This window comes from Dyadobacter sp. NIV53 (genome assembly GCF_019711195.1).
Classification (GTDB): domain Bacteria; phylum Bacteroidota; class Bacteroidia; order Cytophagales; family Spirosomataceae; genus Dyadobacter.
The window spans coordinates 3852501-3875000 of sequence record NZ_CP081299.1 but is presented as its reverse complement, the minus strand read 5'-3'; the positions used below and the strand labels follow the sequence as shown (position 1 = coordinate 3875000).

Annotated in this window: 19 protein-coding genes and 2 rRNA genes (2 of these 21 running past the window's edge); 1 reads left to right on the top strand and 20 read right to left on the bottom strand. The window is 37.9% G+C overall.

Features of this window, described 5'->3' with window-relative positions:
• Positions 1–489, bottom strand: partial view of an L-glutamate gamma-semialdehyde dehydrogenase gene (pruA, locus tag KZC02_RS15750; RefSeq protein ID WP_221389593.1) — the start only. 1146 nt of this gene lie to the left of the window's left edge; only the first 489 of its 1635 coding nucleotides appear in the window; the start codon lies at positions 487–489; its stop codon lies beyond the left edge, outside the window.
• A 247-nt stretch (positions 490–736) separates the two neighbouring features.
• Here pruA and thrC point away from each other — a divergent pair, with 247 nt between their 5' ends.
• Positions 737–2041 (top strand): threonine synthase, encoded by a 1305-nt coding sequence (thrC, locus tag KZC02_RS15745; RefSeq protein ID WP_221389592.1) that lies wholly within the window; start codon positions 737–739, stop codon positions 2039–2041.
• A gap of 130 nt (positions 2042–2171) precedes the next feature.
• On the opposite strand, the gene KZC02_RS15740 is transcribed toward thrC, so the two are convergent.
• The 19 genes from KZC02_RS15740 to KZC02_RS15655 all read right to left on the bottom strand — a co-directional run.
• The gene (locus KZC02_RS15740) at positions 2172–3983 is read right to left on the bottom strand and encodes a tetratricopeptide repeat protein (protein WP_229253617.1); all 1812 of its coding nucleotides are present in this window, start codon (positions 3981–3983) and stop codon (positions 2172–2174) included.
• A gap of 432 nt (positions 3984–4415) precedes the next feature.
• Positions 4416–5414, bottom strand: a complete 999-nt coding sequence (locus tag KZC02_RS31855) for a hypothetical protein (protein ID WP_229253616.1) — start codon at positions 5412–5414, stop codon at positions 4416–4418.
• A gap of 289 nt (positions 5415–5703) precedes the next feature.
• Positions 5704–6030: an Ig-like domain-containing protein gene (locus KZC02_RS31850; protein ID WP_229253615.1), complete on the bottom strand. Its 327-nt coding sequence runs from the start codon at positions 6028–6030 to the stop codon at positions 5704–5706.
• A gap of 72 nt (positions 6031–6102) precedes the next feature.
• The gene (locus KZC02_RS15730) at positions 6103–7005 is read right to left on the bottom strand and encodes a class I SAM-dependent methyltransferase (RefSeq protein ID WP_221389591.1); all 903 of its coding nucleotides are present in this window, start codon (positions 7003–7005) and stop codon (positions 6103–6105) included.
• The gene (gene mnmG, locus KZC02_RS15725) at positions 7006–8868 is read right to left on the bottom strand and encodes a tRNA uridine-5-carboxymethylaminomethyl(34) synthesis enzyme MnmG (RefSeq protein WP_221389590.1); all 1863 of its coding nucleotides are present in this window, start codon (positions 8866–8868) and stop codon (positions 7006–7008) included.
• Between the two features lie 71 nt (positions 8869–8939).
• Positions 8940–9353 carry an rRNA maturation RNase YbeY gene (gene ybeY / locus KZC02_RS15720; protein ID WP_221389589.1) on the bottom strand — a complete coding sequence of 138 codons (414 nt, stop codon included), beginning with the start codon at positions 9351–9353 and terminating at the stop codon, positions 8940–8942.
• A 200-nt stretch (positions 9354–9553) separates the two neighbouring features.
• A complete protein-coding gene (locus KZC02_RS15715) occupies positions 9554–12874 on the bottom strand; it encodes a DUF4175 family protein (protein ID WP_221395072.1) in 3321 nt (1106 codons plus the stop codon).
• 357 nt (positions 12875–13231) lie between these two features.
• Positions 13232–14041: a tryptophan synthase subunit alpha gene (trpA, locus tag KZC02_RS15710; protein WP_221389588.1), complete on the bottom strand. Its 810-nt coding sequence runs from the start codon at positions 14039–14041 to the stop codon at positions 13232–13234.
• Positions 14038–14427 carry a Dabb family protein gene (locus tag KZC02_RS15705; protein WP_409014203.1) on the bottom strand — a complete coding sequence of 130 codons (390 nt, stop codon included), beginning with the start codon at positions 14425–14427 and terminating at the stop codon, positions 14038–14040. The genes trpA and KZC02_RS15705 overlap by 4 nt, the downstream gene beginning before the upstream one ends.
• A 57-nt stretch (positions 14428–14484) precedes the next feature.
• Positions 14485–14688, bottom strand: coding sequence for a hypothetical protein (locus tag KZC02_RS15700; protein ID WP_221389587.1), 204 nt, complete (start codon positions 14686–14688; stop codon positions 14485–14487).
• A 22-nt stretch (positions 14689–14710) separates the two neighbouring features.
• Positions 14711–15913: a tryptophan synthase subunit beta gene (trpB, locus tag KZC02_RS15695; protein WP_221389586.1), complete on the bottom strand. Its 1203-nt coding sequence runs from the start codon at positions 15911–15913 to the stop codon at positions 14711–14713.
• An 11-nt stretch (positions 15914–15924) separates the two neighbouring features.
• The gene (locus KZC02_RS15690) at positions 15925–16575 is read right to left on the bottom strand and encodes a phosphoribosylanthranilate isomerase (RefSeq protein ID WP_221389585.1); all 651 of its coding nucleotides are present in this window, start codon (positions 16573–16575) and stop codon (positions 15925–15927) included.
• On the bottom strand, positions 16572–17390 hold the full coding sequence (gene trpC / locus KZC02_RS15685; RefSeq protein ID WP_221389584.1) for an indole-3-glycerol phosphate synthase TrpC: 819 nt from the start codon (positions 17388–17390) through the stop codon (positions 16572–16574). Before trpC ends, KZC02_RS15690 begins: the two co-directional genes overlap by 4 nt.
• Before the next feature lie 88 nt (positions 17391–17478).
• Complete coding sequence (gene trpD / locus KZC02_RS15680; protein ID WP_221389583.1) at positions 17479–18468, bottom strand: anthranilate phosphoribosyltransferase; 990 nt, start codon at positions 18466–18468, stop codon at positions 17479–17481.
• Positions 18469–18522: 54 nt separating this feature from the next.
• Complete coding sequence (locus KZC02_RS15675) at positions 18523–19089, bottom strand: aminodeoxychorismate/anthranilate synthase component II (protein ID WP_221389582.1); 567 nt, start codon at positions 19087–19089, stop codon at positions 18523–18525.
• A 65-nt stretch (positions 19090–19154) separates the two neighbouring features.
• Positions 19155–19544, bottom strand: a complete 390-nt coding sequence (locus KZC02_RS15670) for a tautomerase family protein (protein WP_221389581.1) — start codon at positions 19542–19544, stop codon at positions 19155–19157.
• A gap of 47 nt (positions 19545–19591) precedes the next feature.
• Positions 19592–21013: an anthranilate synthase component I family protein gene (locus tag KZC02_RS15665; RefSeq protein ID WP_221389580.1), complete on the bottom strand. Its 1422-nt coding sequence runs from the start codon at positions 21011–21013 to the stop codon at positions 19592–19594.
• Between the two features lie 772 nt (positions 21014–21785).
• Positions 21786–21897: ribosomal RNA gene (gene rrf / locus KZC02_RS15660) — 5S ribosomal RNA — on the bottom strand.
• 395 nt (positions 21898–22292) lie between these two features.
• Positions 22293–22500 (bottom strand): 23S ribosomal RNA (locus KZC02_RS15655) (it continues 2615 nt past the right edge of the window).

Genomic DNA, 22500 nt, shown 5'->3' with positions numbered 1-22500 from the left:
TTGCTGGCGATAGATATCTGTCATGAAATTAATATTCAGCCTGAGAAAATCTATGAGTTCACAAGCAGAATCTATTTCTGCCTGATAGGCATTTTTTGATTGTCCGAGCATCGTAGCTGCATTGATCTCTGCTCTATAGGGCCCGGCTATTAAATCAGCTGCTTTTAAAAATATAGCAGCACGCTGCTCCCAATTCATCACTGACCATTGTTTTCTTGCTTCTAGTGCCGCTTCAATAGCTTTCTTTACATCTGCCTCGTTACCTTCATGAAAATAACCCAAAATATGCTGGTGATCATGAGGAGGATTTATTGTCCGGCGATTTTGTGAGAAAACCTCGTCACTACCTATATATTGTGGAATTTCAATAGTTTTTGATCTTGCTTCACTCAACGCCTTTTTTAACATATTTCTCTCAGAAGTACCTGGAGCATAAGATTTTACCACCTCGTTTTTTACAACAGGCACATTAAAAATACCTTTTGACATATCGTTAATAATTAAATTAAAATAATTTTACCGTAATATATTTTATCTCCTAAGTATGAAAGCAAATAACTGTTTATTCGTTGCTGGTTAATTATCTAACAACAACTCCTTGACATAAGATTGTTCAGATATTAAATTTTCTTCCTTCGGCAAGATATGTACTTTTCTCAAATTAGATTCTTATGCATCTCATCCGCAGGTATTTTAACTAAATTTGCATTATTCAAGCGATCTTACTTTATACATAATGCTATTTTACAGTACTAAAACCAAAGGGCTCAAAGCTTCTCTTGAAGAAGCGGTATTTAGAAGTTTACCACCGGATAACGGACTTTATATGCCAGAGCACATTCCACAGATTTCATCAGATTTTTTAAATACGATTGAATCAAGATCTTTCAAGGATATTGCGATTGAAGTAGCTTACACATTGTTAGCAGAAGATATTTCAAGAAAAGACATTGAAAAAATTATTGAGAGCTCTTACGATTTTGAGGCTCCGGTAGTACAAATTACTCCTGATGATTATGTCTTGGAGTTATTCCATGGCCCTTCCATGGCTTTTAAAGACTTTGGAGCCAGATTTATGGCTGCCTTAATGTCTTATTTTTTAGTAAGATCCCAAAGAGAAATACAAATTCTGGTTGCTACATCCGGAGATACTGGTGGCGCAGTTGCGCAAGGTTTCTACAAGGTTCCGGGCATATCAGTTACTATTCTTTATCCGAGTGGTAAAGTAAGCGATATTCAGGAAAAGCAGTTGACTACACTTGGCCATAATGTAACTGCCATAGAAGTGGACGGTACTTTTGACGATTGCCAGAAACTGGTGAAAGAAGCATTCCTGGATAATGAACTTACTTCCAAATTTAACCTGGCATCTGCAAATTCGATTAATATAGCCAGACTCATTCCACAATCCTTCTATTTCTTTTCGGCTTATGCGCAGCTCAAAAAATTAAACAAGCCTTTAGTATTTTCAGTACCAAGCGGAAATTTTGGAAATTTAAGTGCGGGCCTTCTGGCTTACCGGATGGGATTACCAGTTCAGCAATTTTTAGCTTCAACAAATCTGAATAATTCTGTGCCACGATATTTGGATAAAGGAGTTTTTGAACCCTTACCTTCTATCGAAACTATTTCCAATGCAATGGATGTAGGTAATCCAAGTAACTTTATACGCATGACCCGTTTTTTCAATGACGACTGGAATCTGGTACGTGAAAAAATTTCAGGTTATTATTTTGATGATGAACAAACGCAAAAAACAATGCGTGAAGTTTTTGGAAATACTAATTATGTACTTTGTCCTCATACGGCCATAGCTTTTAAAGGTCTTCAGGAATATCGTCTCGAAACATGTGGAAATTTTGTGGGTATATTTCTTTCAACTGCTCATCCGGCAAAATTTATTGATTTAGTAGAAGAAACGCTTGGTAAATCAATTGACATACCGGAAAGGCTTAAATCATTGCTTTCAATCGAAAAAGTGTCAATAAAAATGAAGCCATCGTTTAATGACTTTAAGATGTTGCTAATGAATGATTTATAACAATAAAATATCATTTCGTAACGCCTTAGAATTAATTACAAGCAATCATCCGCATTGCCCACCGCAAATACTTAATTCTCATAAAACAAAAAAGAAGCCGAAATGGCTTCTTTTTTGTTTTATGAGAAAATTATTGATTTACGACATCTCCTCTAAGTAATCTAAATCTTTTTCTTGCATCTGCAACAAAAATGCTTCCGGGATATTTTTCCATCAGTTCCTGAAACAATTTCATGGCCTCGTCTTTATCATTAAATTTTTCCTGATATAATTTTGCGGTTGCATACAAAGCATCATCTCCTAAAATATCAACGCTGTATTTTTCTGTCAGTAATTTCAGAGTAGCCAAAGCTTGCTTGTTGCTGTCAAGTTTCATATATGTCTGAGCTGTCAGCCATAAAATTTCATCTGATAAACTATGGCTCTGATATTTTTTATAAAGACTTTTTAATGTGTCGATCGCTGCATACTTTTTATTTTGAAAAATTAGAAGCTCCACATTTGAATATTCCTTCATAGCAGTTTCAGAACTATCCAAACCGGTGTTATCCATAATCAGTAAACCCAGGGAATTAGCATCATTAGCAATTTCGCGCGAAGTTGCTTTTTTCAAAATATCCAAAACAGCCTTGGCCAAAACGAAATCTCCTTTGTAATAATGTAGCTTAGCATTGCGTAATTTGGCATCATAACCCAACAAATCATCCTTTTGAGATTTTTCAACCTGAGAGTAAACCAACGTCGCCTCCCAGGGTTGTCCCTGTAACAGATAAATATCTCCCAGATCCAGTTTACATTTATCTATAAAATTCTTTTCCTGTTTACCTGCTTCTATGGCTGTTTCTAATATTTGAATCGCTTTTTTAAAGTTGTCCAGATAAAAAGCGTTTAAAATAGCCATGTTACGAAGAGCTTCAACAGTCCTGACATTAATTCCCAATTCGTCTACCAGCTGCTGATATTGACTAAGTAACTTTTCAACTTCATTACGGTTTATAGGATAGGTGTTCTTTACTTGTTCCTCACGTGAAAATATGGCCATACGGCGTGCAACAGGATAGAGCTGGCCTTTTGGATATTCCTTAACCAGGTAATCGAATATAGCTCCGGCATTGGCATAATCCAGATTTTGCAAAGCCAGCATTCCGAGGTTGTAAAGCCTGGTACCATTATGCTTGAATCTTTTGTCCAGGGATCTCTCCTGAATAAATGCTTTATAAAAATCCTTTTTTTGAATTTGATACCAAATCAGCAATTCATTATAAAAACCTTCATTTGGGAATTTCTGAATTTTCTCATACAAAACCTTTTCAAGCAGTGCCTGTTCTTTTTCATCTTTTGTAAAATCCTGAAGCATATTCTGAACTACTTCAGTATTCTGATACCGGGTACCATATGACAGCAATTCATCAATCATTTTCTCAGGCTGATTCAAATCTCTGTAAACACTTGCCAGCTCTAATTGAAAGAGATCAGTTCTTTTCACACCATCTCTGGCAGCTAACAGAATATCTCTTGCCCATTCTGGTTGACTCGTAGCTCTGTATTCATCAGACAACTCCCTTTTGAGATCGATTCTACCTCCTGATGAGGTAAGTACCAGTTCATTCTTTTTAGTAGCCTCCTGCACCTTTCCTTGTGCATTTAGCGACGTTGCCCAATACATATAATACCACGCAGCATTAACATCATCATTTTTTACCTGTTTTTTAAAAAACTGTTCTGCATCTCCCCAGGTTTTTGTTTTAATTACACAGCTTGTATAATTTTTTAAGGCAGATCTTTCAAAAGTCTTTTTCAGCATCGCAGTGTAAAAGGACATTGCCTTTGCGCAGTCATTTGTTTTGAAATACTCTTCTGCCATTTCTTTTTCGCTTTGCCCGAACGTCGCCGCCCCGGAAAGAAAAGTAACTATCACAATTAGCCCCCAAACCTTTTTCATAATAGATAAAAAAAATTATTGTTTATTTATCTTCTTCTTTAGCGCTGTGGATATGTGTACAAAAGAGTTTCCCACTTAAGATTAACATACTTATCCACAATTTGTGGATAAGTATGTGGGTTTATCCACTAGTAGTTTATTTCAATATCCACATTTAATATCCTGATTTACAATATAGGAATTTAATTATATACAATCCATTGTGGACAATTGTAATTCAAAGCTTAAATTATTATCCACACTTTCTACAGTGTATTAACGAGGTGTTAACTTATTTATAGATGCAGGTTATACACTTTAGATCGCCAACCGAAACTATATCCACATAGAATAAGGGTTATCCACACAATTGTTAACAAAATTTCCTGTTTTATGCACAGAAATTTGAGGTTATACACATAGTTATCCACACAAAGTGCACAACAAAATTTACTATTTTGCTTTTGGAATGCTTATGTTGACATCGTTTAATTCAAAATTGCTTTTGATAAGTATTTTTTCGGGAAGGTAAATAATTGGTTCCGGCTGAATATCTTCATCAATCTGGCCAGTGTCCCACCGCCTGTTATTATTAATGTCAAGAATTAAGCGCAGAAAATATTTTCCCTGTGGAATTTGACGAAAAGTGTAAGGTGAAGAATAAACTGAATGGAAGACTTTGTACTGCTCGTCAAGCAGCTCTACAATAAAATGGGTAGAAGTATCTGCATTAATAACATTGCCATGTACTATTCCATAATTTTCTTCATTTAACAAAGGGTGTTTTAATAAAATTCTGGGTAATGTATCTCCCTCAACACTAATGATACTTCCTTTTGGTATTTCCCATTTGATACTGTCTTTGGCAAATGACTGAGCCGTGATTGTTAGTTCACTATGATATACATTCCATTTCCACTTTAAATTATTAAGTGTTTCGTGTGTGAGACTATCTGTAACCAGGCTAATATTCTGGTCGTTTATTGTCTGTATCGGTTTGTTAAATAATAGGGTATATGTGAAGTTAGATGACAATGGTTTATTCTGTTCCGGCTTCGAACTCATCGTTAACTGATCACGCTGCCTTTCTTTTCCGCGTTGTGGTAAAAAAGCTATTTTTTGATTGAAAGTTTCTGATTTACCAAGTGAATCAATAGCCAATATTTTAATAAATGTAGAATCGGGATGAGGCTGAACGTTGAAGAATTTTATCTGTGTTCCATTTTCAGGTAAATATGGAAGAGAATCTTTATTCGTAAAAGTTACATTGATTTTTTCTATTGCCTTGTTAAATACCACTGTGTAATTATTAACTTTAGGAATAGTCCGCTGTACTTTTAACGGTGTATTATCTGATAATGCCATGCTGATTTGATAGTTGAGCGAATCGGATCCGGCATTGATTGGTTTAGTAAGAAAACCAATTCGTTCATCTTTAGCATTGAAAAGCATGTTTCTGCTTTTATCATCAATTGCAATCAGGCGGTAGTCTTTAATTTCTACGTTTTCTATACTAAATATTCCACTGCTGTCTGTTCTGGAAAAGTAATATGGTTTTTGTTTAGCGGTATTTAAAGTATCACTTACATGATATAACCCTACCAGTACATCAAGTATAGGTTTATTGGTTTTTACATCTTTTACAACGCCATAAACACGTCCGGAGTCAAGAGAACTTCCGGTACTAAATACCAGTTTTAAATTTTTTGCCGGATTACGCTCTGCAAAGTCTTTAATTGCATCACCGAAATTGAGCGTGTAAGTGGTGCTGTCTGCAAATTTCTTTTTTAAAATTTAGTACTACGGATGTTCCGTTGAGTTTATAGGTATAAGGATTATCTGCTTCCGGAGTAATGATTAGTTTGGAAGCTATATTGTCAACGATTACATATTCATCGAAATAGAGCTCGACCTTGTTTTCTTTAAAATTGAGAGTTTTATTAACTGGAATACTTTCCGTTAGATTGGGTGCAATAGAATCTTTTTTACCACCTGTCGGGGATACGACCTGGGCACAACGACCAAATACTATTAAGCAAAGAATAGCGAAGCAAATTGTTTTTATCATTACTGTAATTAAATAAAACCCTCAATACGTAATTACTGTATTGAGGGTTGGTTATAGATTGTAGAAGACGGTTTATTTCTTTTTAATAATGTAAATCAGACTGGATGTATTCATTCCTTCCGGTTTTACAGAACGGCCTTTTAAATTCGAAACAATGCCGGTTTTGATACTGTCGAAAAGATTAATTCCCTTGTTTTTATATTTAGTACTAAGCATTCCGACGTAAAAGGAATCAAACCACATTGGAAGTACCCTGACTACGCTTAAACCGTGGTATCCCATCAGGTTTTTCATCGTAGTTTTTGTAAAATGGTATAAATGCCGGGGAACATCATATGCAGCCCAGAAACGACCGTATTTTTCGGCATCATGTGACTGAGGATTTGGAACAGCAATGATAATTTTTCCGTCCGGATTCAGATGTTTTGCCAGCCAGTCAACGGTTTCATTTAGCAGATGAACGTGTTCAAGAACATGCCAAAGTGTGATAATATCAAATGATTTACCTTCCAGATTTTTATCATTAATTGTTTCAAAAATGTACTCTCCTACCCGTTTTTCTGCTATGTCCCTGGCTCCATTATCGGGTTCGGTTGCAGTTATATTCCAGCCGTTTTCTTTACACGCCTGAATAAAATTACCTGTTCCGCATCCTATATCGAGCAGTGTTCCTTTCTTTCCGGAAAGTGAATTGATCATTTTCACTTTTCCTCCTATGGTATAATCCCGAACTGATGTATATACTTTACTCATCATATTTTTGGATTCATCATGATGAGAAATGTATTCATCCGACTGATAATACCTTCCAATTTCTTCTTGTGAGGGGCGTGGATTGGTAAACAGAAAATAGCAGGAATTACATTGTTGTATAGTAAATTCTTTATGCGATACTGTATAATCTTCCACGTTCAGGTAATTACTGAAACTTGAAGCGTGGCAAACCGGACAATCTTTGAGTGTTTCTAATGGCATTTATCGTCCTATAAAAAGCATTAATACTGAAATATCAGATTGGCTGACACCACTGATTCTTGAGGCTTGTCCTATGGTTCCCGGCCTTGTACGTTTAAGTTTTTCCCTTCCTTCATAGGATAAAGAACTTACAACGTCATAGTTGAAATTATCTATAATATTAAGATCTTCCAGACGATTCATTTTTTCAACTAGCAACATTTCTTTCTCGATATAACTATCATATTTAAGATGGATTTCTGCCTGATGTAAGGAATCGGATCCATACTTTTCAAGAAGACCAGCCACAACCGGGCTTGCTTCTGATAATTGTTCGATTGAAATTTGGGGACGTTTCAATAATTGAGTCAATGTACTTTTCTCTCTTATTGGTGAGGTTCCTAGTAATTCCAAGCCTCCGTTTATTTCTTCAGGTGTAAGTTTTGTTTGTGAAAAAGCAGAAATAATTTCTTCAACATCTTTGATCTTTTTTCTCACATTTATTACCCGCTCCTCTTTCGCCAGTCCAATTTCAAATCCTTTTTCTGACAAGCGTATATCTGCATTGTCCTGCCGAAGCAGTGTTCTGTATTCAGCCCTGGAAGTAAACATCCGGTATGGTTCCTCTGTACCTTTATTAACCAGATCATCTATTAGAACGCCAATGTAGGCTTCGGATCTTTTCAGTACAAACGGAGTGAGATCTTTTACATTTCTGTGTGCATTGATTCCGGCCATTAGTCCCTGGCAAGCCGCTTCTTCGTATCCGGTTGTTCCATTAATCTGGCCGGCAAAAAACAGGTTCTTTACCAGGTGTGTTTCTAGTGTTGTCTTTAATTGTGTTGGTGGGAAATAATCGTATTCAATTGCGTATCCAGGCCTGAACATTTTTGCATTTTCAAATCCTGGTATTTTACGTAAAGCAGCATACTGGACATCTTCGGGTAAAGAAGTTGAGAAACCATTTACGTACACCTCTACGGTATCCCAACCTTCGGGCTCTACGAAAATCTGATGACGATCTTTATCTGCAAAACGATTGATTTTGTCTTCAACAGATGGGCAATACCTTGGACCTATTCCTTTAATCCTTCCTGAGAACATCGGCGATTTTTCAAATCCGGTTCTGAGAATTTCGTGTACTTCTGAATTGGTATAAGTAATCCAGCAGCTCCGTTGTTTGATTAATGGTTTTGTATCGGTGTAAGAAAATTTACTGGGGTTTTTGTCTCCCGGCTGTTCTTCCATTTTTGAATAATCAAGTGACCGTCCGTCTACACGTGGCGGTGTTCCTGTTTTCATTCTGCCTGATTCAAATCCTAGACTTACCAGTTGTTCAGTAATGCCGGTTGCTGCTTTTTCTCCGGTTCTTCCTCCGCCAAAGTTTTTTTCACCAATATGAATCAGCCCATTCAAAAAAGTCCCGTTTGTAAGAATTACAGCTTTGGATTTTATTTCGATTCCCAGACTGGTTTTAACGCCACAAGCTTTTCCATTTTCCAGCAGAATTTCTTTAGCCGTATCCTGCCAAAAATCGACGTTGGGATTATTTTCTAAAATACTGCGCCATTCCTGTGCAAATAGTACACGATCGCTTTGGCATCTCGGGCTCCACATGGCGGGGCCTTTTGATAAATTAAGCATTCGGAACTGGATCATGGTTTTATCACTTACAATTCCTGACTGTCCGCCAAGTGCGTCTATTTCTCTTACAATCTGTCCTTTTGCTACTCCACCCATTGCTGGGTTGCACGACATTTGTGCAATAGTATGCATATTCATTGTGACGAGTAATACAGAGGAACCCATCGTTGCTGCCGCTGCTGCTGCTTCACAACCCGCATGGCCTGCTCCTACTACAATCACATCATATTCTGGAAACATAATATTTATTATTCACTTTTAAATTTGTGAAGCATTTTACAAAAATGAAAAATGTTCCACGTGGAAATATTTTAAAACTGAAGAAGACACTCATCCTCTTTTGATCTCATTGCACTTTTTAAATTCTCATCAGTATCCTCAAAACCAATCAAATGCAGAAGCCCATGTATTAAAACCCTGCGAAGTTCTGTTTCAAAATCTACACTCAAATTTTCCGAGTTTTCCTTTACTCTGTCAATACTAACATAAATATCACCTTCAAGTTTCCCTTCTTCTTCACTATTATCAAAAGTAATAATGTCGGTGTAGTAATCGTGGTTTAGATACTGTTTATTGATTTCAAGCAAATAATCATCGGAACAAAATATATAATTGAGCGAACCTATTTCATAACCTTCTGATTTTGAGATAGTTTTGATCCATTTTGATGTTTTTATAGGGTGAGGTTGTTTAAAGGAGGTCTCCTCAGAGAAGAATTTAAGCATACAGATCGTAAAATAAGTTTATTTGAACTGTTACGTATATAGTATAACAGGACAAGTTAAAGCAACGCTAAATAAACGGCAAAGATAGTAAGTATCTGAATACCGTTCATTTAACTTATTGTTTTGCATAACTTCTGCAAATTAAACGTATCAGAATAGCAATCCTATACGCATTAACTTAAATTAACGATAGCTGGTAATTAGTTAGTAGCCTGATATTTACGGAAATATGTATCAACTTCACGCTTATAAAACGGTGAAAAAGTAGGCGGTATAGTACGAAGCAATTCTGTTTGTTTTTCTTTTTCTCTTACATATTTCTCAAATGCAGCGGGAGGCTGACGTGGAGTTTGCTTAGCAGCCTGTGCTTTACGCTGTTCATCCTCGTCCTGTTCTTTCATCGCTTTTTCAGATTCCAATAGCCGGGTAGTGATTTCCTGATTACGTTTAATAAGCTCAGGAGTTATCCTTTTATTGACAAGATCCGTTTCAGTCTCATCCATTTTTTCAGTAATATCCTGCAGTTCCTTACTGAATTGCTGTCCAACTTTTGTCCCTTTTTGTGATTCCATCAGATCCTGGATCATTTTACGGATTGCAGCCTGTTCCGCAGCCATACGTGCAAGTTGTTCAGAATTGTTGCCTTGCCCTTCTTTACCTTGTCCAAGCTGCTTCATCTGACCGTTCAGTTTTTCCTGCATTTCCCCCATGCCCTGCTGTTCTCCCTTTTGTTTCCCCTTTTTCCCCTTTCCGCTGCCAGGCATTGCCATGGCCATTTGTTCCTGCATTTGTTTAAATACATCACTTAACATCAATGCAAGATTATTCATGGATGTCATTGCAAATTGCTGTTTAGCAGTTGCGACATTAATTTGGCGGTCTTTTATACCCTTAACGCTTTCATCCATATACGATTTCATATCATTCAGTTCACGGGTAATAAAGGATTGTATCTGAACAACACGATTGGCCAATGCATACAAACTATCTTCAACAACTTTTGCATCGTCTTTCAGTTTCAATTGCTGCTGGCCAAGTTTGATAAATCTCGGATCTTGTAAATTTACTCCGCGAAAATCTTTCATCAGCGATTCCTGGTCGAATGACAATGTGATCAGATTTTCGAGAATATCCCTGAGCGCGTCCAGATCTTCCTGCATTTGTTCCATCTCCGCGGCTTCCATTTGTTCCGTCATGGACTTTGACATTTTTTTCATGGACTGCGCTGCTTTTTTCTGAGCTTGTGAAGCTTTGGAATTCTGTTGCTTGTCTAGCTCCTTCTTACTCTCTTCCATTTGCTCCGAGGCATTTTTCTGTTCTTCTTTTTGCGGGTCAATTGGTTGCTCAAGTTCTTTGCTCAGCTCTTCTGCTTCTTTGGTGTCTTCTTTTGCCTTTTCAAACTCCTCCTGTATTTTTTCCTGCTCTTTTTTCAGCTCTTCGTTCTTGCCTTTTTTGTCTTCCGAATTTTTATTTTTATCATTTTCCTGAGATTTATCGGCGAGTTTATCTTCCTTGTCAGCAAGTTCGTTTAGCTTTTCTGAAAGGTTCTCCATTTTTTGTTCAAGTTGCATTTGCTTGAAAAGCTTCATGGTACGTTCCAGTTCTTTTTCAAGATTATGCTCCTTATTTTTCAGTTTTTCCATCATGGAGGACATTCGTTCGCTTTGTTTTTGTTCAAGAAGTTTTTTTAATTCCTGGTACAATTTGTCGGTATCCTTGTCCATCAACTCATCCATCAGTTTTTGAAGCTGGTCAATTTTGCTTTGCAGCTCAGGACTTTGCTGGTTAAACTGTTTGGATTTTTCGTTTTGATTCTGGTGCTTTTCTTGTAAAGCCTGTAATTCTTTGATCAGTTCTTCACGTTTTTTTAATACTTCCTCAATTTGTTTCTGCTCCTTAAAATCAAGTTCCTTATTGCTTTTTAACTTGTTATCCAGGTTATTCAAATCTTTTTCCAGGCTTTGTGCTTTTTTCATAGCAGACTGGATCTGGTTTTCTGTTTCCTGCTCCGATTTTTTTATTTCCGCTTCCATCTGATCCTTATTGGGAACGGTAAACTGGATAGAACGGGAACGGGTACTTTTTGCTCCGTTTACGCCATCATTGTCCCAAACCTGAGCATAGTATTCAATTTTGTCACCAGGAGCCAAACGAAGGCTGTCTACATACCATTGAAAGAAAAAGCTTTGTGTATTAACCGTTTTGTTAAAAGGAATTGAAATACTTTTAGGCTGAGAAGGCGTTTTATCATTTTCTCTTTGGACTGAATAAAACATTTTTAACTGCGAAAATCCATAATCATCACTGATTGAGCCCCCCAGAACCAGATAATTATAAAGTGTCGTATCACGGAAATTTTCGAGATTCAGTACAGGAAATTTATCCGGAATAACATTGATATAATATCCTATCTTGTCAGCATTACTTGTTTCATTATTTTTCAGGAAAACCTGGTATTGTGCAGAACGACGTGCAGAGCGGCGAACTTCAAAATGGCCGTCATTATTTTCTATGCCTTTGTATAAGGTGGAATCATTTTCGAAGCGTATGCCCAGAGAATTGGTAGAAGATGTATTAAAATTCCATTCTATGTCTGTGCCTTCGGGTACCGACAAATTACCCACATTATTTAAGCCTTCGGCAGGTTTGTTCAGATAAGCCGGGTAACGCAAATTGACATCAAAAGAAAGCAATGAGGGACGTTCTGCAACCGTAATTTTATATTCATCAGAAACAAAACCTGCTGCATCGAATGAAAAGGCTACATTTCGCTGTAAATTTTTAAATGTGTAGGAGAAATTATTATTAGCATTCTGATCCAGTTTAAAGCGCGTTCCATTCTGTACAAGGTAAACGGACTGCGGGAGGGCTTCACCTTTCAACTTTAATTTTAATACAAAATCCTCATTCCGGAATGCTTTCAGGCTTTTGTTTTCAAGTATAAAGGAAAATGGTGCGTAGGTATAATTCTTTTGAAAATGGATGATACGGTCGGAACTGGAAGTGAAAAAAGATGGGTTGAAAAGTAGTATAACGGCAATAACAGCGATAGGAAAAATGGCATAACGCATCCATTTTTTGTTCTCATTAAATTTAATAGCATCTGAGAACTTCACAATTAATAGCTGAGCGGATTTTTGCCGGATACTGGCTTCTATCAGGTCCGATTGTGTTCCGGAGAGATTACGAAGCTGTAAAGTATTCACAAGCTTGTCGCCGACTTCAGGAAAGTAAGAACCAATCTGCATGGCAGCCTCTTCGTCGGATATCGGCTTTCTAAGGCCCGATAAATGGATTAAAGGCTGAATAACCCATTGAAAGAAAGAAAATGCCAGAATAGCTAAAAAACCAAAAAACAACATTCCCCTTACTGCCGAACTAAACCGTCCGAAGTATTCGAGGGTATTGAAGAACAAATAAACCGTTAATAAAAGAGCAATTGAAAAGATAAGCCCTTTCAACAGTTGATTCTGATAGTATTTCTGACGGTATTCCTGAATGCGTAGCAACAGGCCTTCCATTGCCGGTGTGAAAGGAGTCATATATGTTTTTGATAAAATCCTTATGGCTATTATAACGTATCGGTTAGTCTAAAAAGTACGATTTACTTTGACATACCTAAAACGAAGTAATATAATCAAAATATGACTTTTATAAACGAAAACTATCGAGAAAATGAAGATATTCAGCAGGTATAATATTGCACATTGAGATGGTAATGAATCGCAAAATAATAAGTACGATCCTTAAAACTAAGAAAACAACCCGGTTGAGGTTGTTTTCTTGTAATTGGTGCCGGCATTCTTTTGTAAAATACTTTATTCTATTAAAAAGAGTACAACCATAAGCTCTGCTCTTTTTAAAAGATTTAAAATTTGCTAAGCCAAGACAGTATCTAAAGGTTTCCCTTTTACCTGACTTACAAATGTTTTAATATCATTTTCCAGATCTGAACTTTCCTGTAAAACCCGGATAAAAGCACTTCCAATAATTGCCCCTTCTGCATAGGCAGATGCTTTTGTGAAAGTAGCATTATCTTTTATTCCAAAACCTATCAGACGCGGATTTTTCAAGTTCATTGCATTAAGCCGGTCGAAGTAGGATTCCATATCATCACTAACGCCAATTTTAGAGCCGGTGACACTTGCAGATGAAACAGTATAAATAAATCCTTCGCTTATACTATCAATCTGCCTGATACGCTTTTCTGAGGTTTGCGGTGTTACAAGAAAAATGTTAAGAATACCATAAGAATCAAAGATGGATTTATATTCACTCAGATATACGTCCATAGGCATATCAGGCAGAATTAATCCGTCTACGCCTATTTCAGCGCATTTCTTACAGAAATTCTCCATACCAAATTGCAGTACCGGATTAACATATCCCATCAGCAAAACAGGAACCGTAATGGTTTTGCGCATTTCTTTTAGCTGATCAAAAAGAATTTTTACGCTCATTCCGTTTTCCAGAGCCTGATCATTGCTTTTTTGGATAGTTTCACCATCAGCAACAGGGTCAGAATAGGGCATACCGATTTCTACCAGATCTGCACCGCCCTGCTGTAGGGAAGTCAATACTTTCAGTGTATCGTCAAGTTGCGGAAATCCTGCTGTAAAATATACATTAAGAAGTCCGGTAGTATCAATCTCAGACCTATTCTGAAAAAGGCTTGTTATGCGGTTCATTCCTGTGTCCAGTAATCAATTACTAATACTTTATCCAAATGTGGTTCCAGCACTTTTACAAAAGCTTTATGTGCAGGATGAGGCAAATAAACTTCACGTGCGGCTTCGCTTTCAAAGGTTACAAAAAATGCATGTGTAAATCCTTGTGCCAGTCCTTCCGGGCTATTGTTAGTTCCCCATTCAAATCCCTTAACTTCCTTAATCTGAGAAGGCAGTTTGCGAAACGCGTCTTCTACTTCCTTCACTTGTGCCGGAGTAGCAGAATCTTTAAATTTAAAAAGAACAACATGACGGAGCATTTTCTTTGGTGCTTTGGTGTTAGGTGATGCGAATGCCATTGATCCAAATAATAGCATACCGGCAATAAAAAGGAGCTTTACGTTCATTTGAGAATTAGGATAATTTTTGAAAAAAATAAAAAATAAGGAATTTAAAGTATTGTGTTAAGCTGAGCAGTTGATACACTCGCCCTCATCGCTGAATTTCAAGCGGTCAAATTCTCCTAATTTTTCTTTTAGTTCAAGAATTTCGTCTTCCATATCGCATCTTTCGAACAACGAAAGTTCTCCGGATGCTACTTTTGCTTCCAGTTCCTGAATTTTAAGACGAACGTCAAATACTTCTGGTAATGTTAATGTAGCCGTCATAAGTGTTCCAAATTTATGTGTTTTATAAATCAATATATTTCATGTAAGTAGCCATATCCTTATCACCACGGCCGGAAAGATTTACTACTACTGTTTCCTTCAGTGATGCACCCAAGCGGCCTAACACAGCCAGTGCATGTGAAGATTCAAGAGCAGGAATGATTCCTTCAAGTCGTGTTAATTCAAATGCGGCTTCCACTGCTTCCTCATCCGTTGCCGATAAAAAAGTACCACGACCGCTATCATACAAGTAAGCATGCTGCGGGCCAATTCCAGGATAATCCAGGCCGGCAGATATTGAATACGGCTCTGTAACCTGCCCGTCTTCCGTTTGCATTAAAATAGTACGGCTTCCGTGCAGAACGCCTGGTTTACCCAAAGCAGTAGTGGCGGCTGAATGTCCTGATGTTAATCCCTGCCCTGCGGCTTCAACGGCTACAAGTTTCACATCTTCATCGTCCAGAAAATGATAAAAAGCACCTGCCGCATTACTTCCTCCTCCTACACATGCTAGGACATAATCGGGTGTTTCTTTGCCGGTTTGCTCTTTCAGCTGCCATCTCATTTCTTCTGAAATAACAGACTGAAACCGTGCTACCATGTCGGGATATGGATGAGGACCCACCACAGAACCAATGATATAATGCGTATCAACAGGATTATTGATCCAGTGACGCATGGCTTCATTAGTTGCATCTTTCAGCGTTTTAGAACCACAGGTTGCTGATCTTACTTCAGCACCCAGCATTTTCATCCGTGCTACATTGGGCGCCTGACGTTCAATGTCCAGTTCTCCCATGTAAATAATGCATTCAAGGTTCATTAAGGCACAAACTGTTGCGGTGGCTACACCATGTTGCCCGGCACCCGTTTCAGCCACAATACGCTGCTTTCCAAGACGTTTTGCAACCAATATCTGGCCAATTGTATTATTTACTTTATGAGCTCCGGTATGGCATAAATCTTCTCTCTTCAAAAAGATATTTGTACCATATTTTTCTGAAAGCCTGTTTGCTTTATACAAAGGTGTAGGCCTTCCAACGTAATTACGAAGAAGATCGTTGTATTCTTTTTGAAAAGCAGGATCTGCAATGATCTGAAGGTAATTTTCACGTAACTCCTCTACATTCGGATAAAGCATTTCGGGAATAAAAGCGCCACCAAAAGTGCCATAATATCCGTTGCTATTAACCTGAAACGAGTTTTTTTCTGCTATTGCTTCCATGCTAAGTATATTTAAGCTGCCGCTTCTTCCTGTTCTTTTACTCTGATTAAACTAAATAGTTTTTCCAGTTTGGCAATATCTTTAACACCAGATTCGGTTTCAAACAAGCTGTTTACGTCAATGCCATATACAGGCATTTTTTTAGACAGCTCAATGATTGTTTCGATATTATCCAAATCTATACCGCCACTCAGGAAAAACGGTTTTTCGTTATCGTATTTGCTCAGTAATTTCCAGTCGAATGGCACACCGTTACCACCTGGCTTATCTCCTTTTGTATCAAACAGAAACAAGTCGCAAAAAGATTTGTAGTTATTAAGCATAGCAAAATTGAAATTTTCGTCAATTGAGAATGCCTTGATAATATTAACTCCTTTCTGTCGTAAGCTTCTGCATATATCCGGCATTTCATTTCCATGTAGCTGGGCATATTGCAAATCGTATTTTTTCACCATATTAAGGATATAGCCAGGATTTGCATTTACGAAAACACCTACTTTTTTAATATTTTTCGGAATAGATTTTACATATTCCTCATTTAATTCTTCACCAACAAAACGGGGCGATTTTTCGTAGAAAATAAACCCTATAAAATTAGGCTTCAAAGCAGCTAATTCCTCAATGTTGTCCTGCTGACGCATTCCGCAAACTTTTATTTTCATAAAGCCAAAAAATTTGGATTACTAAGTTGAGAGATATCATTTTGTAAATCTGCAAGTGCGGCTCCCGGATTTACTGTTTTCATAAACGTTTCGCCAATTAAAAAACCTTTGTATCCATATTTATATAAATGCAAAATGGTTTCGGCATCTTTTAACCCGCTTTCTGATATCTTAACAAAAGAATCGGGGATCTGTTCACTCAAAGCAATGGAAGTTTCAATAGAAGTTTCAAATGTTTTGAGATTTCTGTTGTTAACTCCCACTATATCAACACTATCAAACAAGCTTATTTTTAACTCTTCAGAATTATGGACTTCAAGCAATACTTCCAGTCCAAGTGATTGTGCTGTCTTGCTTAATGCTTCAATTTCCCTGGGTTCCAAACAAGCTGCTATCAATAAAATAACATCTGCACCTATGGATTTTGCTTCAAAAAGCTGATATTCATCAATAATGAAATCTTTGCGCAGCATCGGTATTGCAGGATTGGCCATTCTCGCTTTTAAAAAATCGTCAAACGATCCGCCAAAAAAATCAATATCAGTAAGTACCGAAAGTGCTGCAGCGCCTGCATTTACATAATCCGCTGTAACCGTTTCCGGATTTACCAAAGGATTAATAATTCCTTTGGAAGGAGATTTTCTCTTGAATTCTGAAATGATCTGAGGAGAAATTGCAAATTTTAAAGAAGCGGATAATGAAACAGTCGCGCGCGAAAACAATTCTTCCTTTTCCAGGTCGGAGATGGATTTTTGCTTTTTTGCTTCTGTTACTTCAACATGCTTACGCGCAACAATCTTTTCTAATATATTCATCAATCTTTAAAAATATCTGCAATATTTAAACTAAACTCAGGAAAGACATAACCAGGAGTTACTTCATGCCGTTGATCAGGGCTCATTATTATATTTCCATCAATGTTTTAAAGCTTTTCAGTGCTTTTTTACTCTCAAGGGATTCCTTAGCCGTGGCTACTGCTTCAATTAGTGATAGTTTCGGATTTGCACAATGTAAAGCCAACCCGGCATTAGCTATAACAGCCTGTTTTTGAGCAAAAGTAGCTTCGTCATTCAGTACGTCCATAAAAATCCTGGCAGAGGCTTCAACCGTATCTCCTCCTGAAAGATCTTCCGGGCGTAATGTTGCCAATCCCAAATGAGATGGATTCAAAACTTGCTCTGTATGAGCGGAAATGATTTTAAAAGCTCCTGTTAATGACACTTCGTCGTAGCCGTCTAAGGTATGAAGAACTAAAAACTGCTTATCGGTTTGTTGGTAAAGATAAGCAAAAAGACGTGCTAATTCAAGACTGAACACCCCTACCAGCTGTTTTTGGGGAGAGACCGGATTGACCATTGGTCCAAGCATATTGAAAAAGGTTTTAACGCCTAACTCGCGTCTTACAGGAGCAACATTTTTCATAGCAGGATGGAACAATGGAGCATGTAAAAAACAAACCTTTGATTCAGCAATCTGACGTTCTAGAATACTCTTGTCATTGGTAAATTTTGCTCCCAGGTATTGCAGGACAGTAGATGAACCGCAAAGCGAAGAAACACCATGATTACCATGTTTGGCAACATGCTGTCCGGTGCCAGCTACCACAAAACAGGATAGTGTAGAAATGTTGAATGTATCTTTTCCATCTCCTCCGGTTCCACATACATCAATAGGATCATATCCGGAAAGATCGACCGCAAGGCACATTTCCAGCATTGCATCACGAAATCCTTCCAGTTCTTCAACTGTTATGCTGCGCATGGCATAAATCGTGAGAAAGGATGCTATTTCAGAATTTGAATACTGTCCTGAACTAATTCCGATGAGTATTTCCTTGGATTGTTGTTTACTTAAAACTTTATACTCGAAAAGATGGTTGAGAATGGCTTTCATTAATTAAGTGAGAACGTTGTCTGTTTATTATGAATTACTTATTTGTTAAAGGATTTAACCAATAAGCCAATTTTGCAACATTTCTTTTCCATGTTCCGTCAATACAGATTCCGGATGAAATTGTAATCCTTTTACGTCATAAGTTTTATGGGAAAGACCCATTACCCGGCCTTTTTCATCCAGTGCTGTTATGGTCATGTTTTCAGTAAATGTTTCAGGAATAACAGTCCAGGAATGATACCGGCCCACTTTGATTTCAGAAGGCAAGCCTTTAAAAATCCTTTCCGTAGAGTCTGTAACAAAAGCTGTATCACTGATTCCGTGTAATACGTCAGTCATATTTTCCAGGCTCGCACCATAAACTTCGCCAATTCCCTGGTGTCCGAGGCATATGCCCAATATACTCTTTGTTGACCCGTACTCGCGTACCACATCCTGTAAGATGCCAGCTTCGGAAGGAATACCCGGACCAGGAGAAAGAAGTATTTTATCATACTTACCTACATCTTCCAGCGTAATTTTATCATTACGGAAAATATCCACATCACCGTGAAGTTCACGCAGGATATATACCAGATTATAAGTGAAAGAATCGTAATTGTCAATAACAAGAATTTTCATATTGATTGGCTGTTAGCTATTAGCAATAATCTGTGATGTGCATTTTTGTATTAAATCGTTTCTGTCTAAATCCGGATCTGATAATCCAATAATAGTTCATCTGCCGATTTTCCTCTAATGCCCCAGTTGTAAATGGGAGTTTCAGTTAATGTGATTTCTATGTCATTAGCAGAAATACCCATTTCGTTTTCAAATCGTTCAAAAATCAATTTATATAGCATTCTTTTCGATTCTATGGATCGTCCTTCAAAAAGAGAAATTTCTATGATTGTATATTGTTTACTTCTCCCTTGCGGGTAATAAAAATCTTTCTGATCAAGATAAAAAAATCGATGAGCGCTTTTGTCCAGAGGGTATTTAAATGCTTCCACAATGCATGAATGCAATACATTGGAGAGTAATTCCCTTTTCGGTTTCAAACACTCTTCTAAACCGTATATTTTGATCTGTGGCATTAGATTAATTGGAACACCGATGTTCTTAGCTGTCGGCCGATGGTTTTTTAAATTTCTTCTGCAAAATCAATGGCTTTTCTTAATGCTGCGAGTTTACTGTTAATTTCCTGCAATTCGCTTTCTACAATTGATTTGGCTACTACCCCCATTCCTGCACGATAAAATAAGGTGTTGTTTTTACTTAAAAACGTACGGATTGCTATCGCATGATTGAAATCTCCATTGAAGTCCATAAAGCCTATTGCTCCGCCATAAATACTGCGGTTACTGGTCTCCATCTGATCAATGAGTTTCATTGCATTGTGTTTCGGGGCGCCGGAAAGTGTTCCTGCAGGAAAAGTATCTGCAACCAGTTGAAGAGGATTTACACCTTCGTTCATTTTTCCTACCACCTTCGAAACCAGGTGAATGACATGAGAATAATACTGAACTTCTTTGTAATTGGTAACTTTTACCGCATCGCAGCTTCTGCTGAGGTCATTTCTTGCAAGATCTACCAGCATTACATGTTCAGCAGTTTCTTTTGGGTCGTTTAAAAGATTTTGCGCAGCTTCTGCATCAGCCTGATCATCACCTGTTCTGCGGAATGTACCTGCAATAGGGTGGATTTCAGCCTGTCCGTTTTTTATAAATATTTGCTTTTCAGGAGACGAACCAAATATTTTGTAATTTCCGTAGTCAAAATAAAACAAATAAGGTGAAGGATTGATCGATCTTAAAGCACGGTATACATTAAATTCATCTCCTTGAAAATCCCTGCTGAAACGCCTGGAAGGAACAATTTGGAATACATCTCCGCGTAAACAATAGTCAATGCCTTTTTGAATAACTTCTCGCATTTCATCGTCGGTAACGTTTGAAGTTTCTTCAGAAGTAATCTTAAAGTCGTACTTGGGAAAATTCCTGTTTTTAATTAAAGCTTCTATTTGATCCAGTCCGCTTTCTTCACTATTTTCTCCGTACTGATGCTCAAAAATATATAGTTCATTTTTAAAATGGTTAATAGCGATAACATAGCGATAAACCTGATAAAAAATCTGATCAATTTCTGTTTCAGCATTTGCTGGCTGAATGCTTATATCTTCAAAATAAGTAACAGCATCATAGGTCATATGACCAAACAGGCCATTTGTTATAAATGGGAATTTTTGTTTTTCCGAAATAAAACTTTGTGCAAATCCATACAAAGCCTGCACAGCATCTTTTGGAGTGGATAATTCAAAAGTTTCATTTTGCCCATCAGGAAAAAGCGTTGTTACAACGTTGTTGTTTAGCTTGAAGGATGCTACGGGATCACAGCAGATATATGTAAATGAATTTTCATTTCCATGATAGTCCGAACTTTCTAGAAGTATTGTATTTACAAAGCGGTCACGAAGTTTCAGATAAATAGAAACAGGTGTAAGCGTATCAGCTAGTAATTTTTTATAACGAGTTGATATAGAATAGGTTTTATTGGAGATGATCATCGTGAAATTTGATATAAATAACAAAAAATAGCTCGCTGTCAGGAGGACAGCGAGCCGTAAGGAAAGTATATTTCATTTTATACCATGCAATAGCTTACTCGTCCATCCTGTTAAGACGTGCGCGCCACCAACCAATAGTATTTAATGTATGTTTCATGATTCAGTTAAAATTACCTTTATCAAGTAATTATTCTTAATTACAAATATAGGAAAAGAGATTTAAGAATTTCAAGCGATAAGACCTAAAAATTTAAAATAAGTTGAAATCAATATAGAAGTAAGTTCATTCTCCTGTTGAATAAATGATATACTCACTAACGCAAAAGAGCCGTCTTTATCCGGAGTGGGATTTGCCTGTAATGGGGGCTGGACAGCGGTTCCGACCGGGCTTACGCACAAGCTAGGTGCCCCGGCTAGGCGCCCCCGCTTAACTTCTGCGCTCAACATGGGGGGCGCAGGCCGGGAATACGCGTGCCGGAAGGGGGTAAACAACAAAGAACAACTCAAAAGGATGGCTTGTGTATGTAATGGTATTGTGGCGTCTAGCCTGCGCGGCGCGCCTGTTTTACCAGGTTTGATCGGGGATGCCTAATCCAAGCCTGCGTGGCGCGGTATCATCGGCGGTTGCGGGCTTAGGCAGCCCCGCTTAGGCAGCCCCGCTTAGGCAGCCCCGCTTGACTTCTCTGTTGGGTCGGAGTTGCGCTCAACACGGGGCGCGGCCTTAAGCACGCAAAAAAGACCATCCTTTAGAGATGGTCTTCGTTTAATGGTATTGTGGCGGCTACCTACTTTACCAGGTTTGACCCAAGTATCATCGGCGGTTCCGGGCTTAACTTCTCTGTTCGGGATGGGAAGAGGTGAACACCGGGCCAATAGCCACCAACAAGATTTTCTGTTGGTTTATGTGTGACATTGGATTGGGAAGATGTGAAGCGAATCGTCGCACCGTCCGGGCCAATAGCCACCAACAAGATTTTCTGTTGGTTTATGTGTGACATTGGATTGGGAAGATGTGAAGCGAATCGTCGCACCGTCCGGGCCAATAGCCACCAACAAGATTTTCTGTTGGTTTAATTTGTGACATTGGATTGGGAAGATGTGAAGCGAATCGTCGCACCGTCCGGGCCAATAGCCACCAACAAGATCTTTGAGTGGAGTTCAGAGTTTAGTAGTTCAAAGTTTAGAGTATTTTTAACTCATGAACTTATAAACTTTTGGCTCATAAACTTCCTTTTCATGTCATATTGGAAGCAGAAGAGAACAAGAATAAAAAGATGTTATGCGTTAAGCTGTTGGGTAATTAGTACTGCTCGGCTGAATGTGTTTCCACACGTACACCTGCAGCCTATCAACGTCGTAGTCTACAACGACCCTTATGTGGAAGATTCATCTTCAGGCTAGTTTCGCACTTAGATGCTTTCAGCGCTTATCTATTCCCCACATAGCTACCCGGCCATGCCACTGGCGTGACAACCGGTTCACCAGCG